At 40.4% G+C, this 312-nt stretch carries 1 protein-coding gene; it reads left to right on the top strand.

Going from position 1 to position 312, the window contains the following annotated elements:
- On the top strand, positions 1-312 hold a 312-nt coding region (locus tag ACPYOJ_RS35020; protein ID WP_481420330.1), incomplete at both ends, for a C1 family peptidase.

Here is a 312-nt window from a genome sequence, read left to right as displayed (position 1 = left end):
GTTGCCTATGTTCCGGATATGGAACTGGATCAGATCAACAAAGACAACAAAGGAACATTATTCACGGAGCCTAAAAAAGATAAAACAATCACGGAAGATATGCGTCAGCAGGCTTTGAATAATCTTTCCACAACCGACGACCATGGAATGCACATCGTAGGTCTGGCAAAAGATCAGAGCGGAAAAGAATATTATGTGGTGAAGAATTCATGGGGTGTAACGAATGATTTCGAAGGGTATATCTATGTGACAAGACCTTGTGTTGAGTATAAACCGACAGCAATTCTTGTTCATAAAGATGCACTTCCGAAA

The organism is Rhizobium sp. SVR5-9E, assembly GCF_056755095.1.
Note: the sequence above shows the minus strand (reverse complement) of the source record. Positions and strands in the feature narration are given on the sequence as shown.